The sequence below is a fragment of the Brevundimonas sp. genome (genome assembly GCF_032107865.1).
Taxonomy (GTDB): domain Bacteria; phylum Pseudomonadota; class Alphaproteobacteria; order Caulobacterales; family Caulobacteraceae; genus Brevundimonas.
Map to the genome: position 1 here is coordinate 1 of NZ_DAMCNG010000043.1, position 2,358 is coordinate 2,358.

Below are 2,358 nucleotides of genomic sequence, written 5' to 3' on the forward strand. Positions count from 1 at the left end.
GGGGGCGCTTCGGCCGGCTGGGGCGGCGTATAGGCCGAGGAAGGCGTCTCGCTCATGGGGCGCTGATCCGGTCGTCGCGTTGCAGATAGTCGTTCAGGGTCTGGTCGCTTCCCGCCGCCGCCAGCAGGGCCGACAGGCTGAGGTCGTACTCATAGGCCGCCGCGGCCCGTTGCAGCCGCGCCGTTCCCAGCAGGTTGCGGGCGTCGATGACCGAGGCGGCGGTCGCCTCGCCCTCGCGGAAGCCGCGGATCACCTCGGCGCGCCCGCGCGTGGAGCCGTCGAGGTACGCGTGCTCGATCTCCAGGTAGTCCAGCTCCTCGGCGTTCTCGCGCGCGGCCGCCAGGCTGCTGTCCATGGTCAGGAACTGCCGCCGCGCCAACTCGACCTGGTTGTAGGCGCGCGTGACCAGCAGGCGGGCGTCGTCGCGGGCCTGGCGCTCGACCTCTCCGGCGGCCGAGGCCTGGGCGCGGGCGGCGTCGAGCATCCGCCGCCGGTCCAGCGACGACATCAGGGTGTAGCGGGCGCCCAGGCCAAAGGCCCAGTCCGGCTCGGTCGGCAGGGCGTCGTCCGGGTTCATGTTGTAAGTCCCGAAGGCGTAGACCGACGGCTTCATCCGCGAGGCCGCCAGATCCGCCCCCGCCTCGGCCAGATCCCGCCCGGCCTGGGCTTGAACGATGCGCGAATTCGACTGGCCCGCGCTGTCCAGGAAGACGGAGGCGGGGCCGACCGGATCGCGATTGACGAACAGGGGGGTGGTCGGGGTCACGCCCGCCTCGACGTCGGCGACACGGGCCAGGGAGGCGACGGCGTTTTCATGCTCCAGTTCGGCGCGGTTGAGCTGGCGCTGGGCGGCGTCGCGGGCGACCTCGACCTGGAGGGTCTGGGCGCGGCTGAGCATCCCTTCCTCTTCCATGCGTCGGGCGTTGTGCAGGTGCAGGTCGAAGCCGTCGCGGGTTTCCAGCGCGATCTTCAACGCCTCGGCCGCCAGCACCTGGCCGAAATAGGCGCGGGCCAGGTTGACGCTCTCCAGATTCAGGGCCTCCTGCCGCCGGGCCTCGGCCAGGTCGACATTGGCCGCCGCCGCGCGCCGCAGGGCGGGGATGGCCCCGCCGGTGTAGATCGGTTGCAGCGCCGTCACCGTCGGGCGGAAGGTCGTGTCGTCCACCTGCAGCCGGATATCATGGGGCAGGGCGGCGAAGATCTCCGGCAGGGCGGCCTGAAGCCGCTGTCCCACGGCGTTCAGCACGTCGCCCGGCACCCCCGGCAGGTCCGAGATCAGGCCGGGGATGGCGGCGCCGAGATCGGACTGGGCGCGGTCCAGCGTGTCCGACAGCGACAGGTCGAAGGTCTTGCGATAGCGGATCAGTTGGGCGTCCAGCGACACCGTGGGTCGGTTCAGTCCAGCGGCGACCTGGGCCTGGGCCTCGGCGGCTTCGACCCCGTAACCGGCGGCGCGTCCCAGGCTGGAGGTCGTGCGCAGCCGCGTCTCGGCTTCGGCATAGGTCAGGGGCGTGCGCGGCGTCTCGGCGGCGGCTTGAGCCTGAGCCAGGGCAGGCGTCGCGCAGGCCATAAGAACGCCCGCAGCCAAGGCGACACGCCATCCGTTCCAAGCCCTAGCCATCGCTTCAACCCCGCAACCAGCCGTGAACAACGATCCTGAAGCGCGGCCGTTGCGTCAAGCAAGCGCGCCAATTGCAAAGGGCGCGCTCGCCGTGACGAACGCGCCCTCTGATCGAAGATGCAGCCTGTCCGGTCCTAGAGGCCCGGCAGCTTGAAGCGGCCGTCGCGACGGGCGGCGATGGTGATGCCTTCGCGGCCGCCGGTCAGGGCGTCCAGACGCGCGCGCTCGCTGGCGGCGTCGATGGTCTTGCCGCCTTCGGAGGTCTGGCTGTTGGTTGCGGCCTGGCTGGCGGGATCGTCCTTGCGCCAGAACATGATGCGGTTGGCCCAGCTTTCTTCCTTGTGCGCCAGGCTGCCGAATTCGTCGTCGACGACATAGCGGGCCAACGGATCGGCGCGGTCGGCGCCGGCTTCGGCGGCCAGAACCTGCTCGCCGGGCGTGCGGGTCACGGCCTGGCGTTGACCCAGCAGAATCTGACGCGCGGCGCTTTCAGGGGCCAGTTCCTGCGGGCGCGGGGCGCCGGGCGAAGGCGGGGTCAGGCCGTATTCCGGTGGCACCACCAGCGGGGCGCTGGCCACGGTGACGAATTCGTCCGGCACGACCTTGGACAGGCCGACGCTCTGCTTCATCGATCCGCAGGCGCTCAGGCTGAGGGCCGCGCCGGCGGCCAGGGTCACGATCAGGACAGGACGGTTACGCATGGTCGTTCGGCTCCGGGAGGCGCGCCGCAGAGGCGG

The 2,358-nt window shown here is 71.2% G+C and carries 2 protein-coding genes; both read right to left on the minus strand.

Translation table 11 applies throughout. The features are described from left to right. Nucleotides 1–52: 52 nt before the first annotated feature. Nucleotides 53–1,570, minus strand: coding sequence for a TolC family protein (locus tag RT567_RS05955; protein WP_409516151.1), 1,518 nt, complete (start codon nt 1,568–1,570; stop codon nt 53–55). A gap of 185 nt (nt 1,571–1,755) precedes the next feature. Continuing rightward, on the minus strand, nt 1,756–2,322 hold the full coding sequence (locus RT567_RS05960; RefSeq protein WP_313574996.1) for a DUF3035 domain-containing protein: 567 nt from the start codon (nt 2,320–2,322) through the stop codon (nt 1,756–1,758). Nucleotides 2,323–2,358: the final 36 nt, after the last annotated feature.

Bases quoted from the DNA above. Each gene is read 5' to 3' on its own strand.
- RT567_RS05955 (WP_409516151.1), bottom strand. From the start codon at position 1,570: ATGGCCTGCGCGACGCCTGCCCTGGCTCAGGCTCAAGCCGCCGCCGAG.
- RT567_RS05960 (WP_313574996.1), bottom strand. From the start codon at position 2,322: ATGCGTAACCGTCCTGTCCTGATCGTGACCCTGGCCGCCGGCGCGGCC.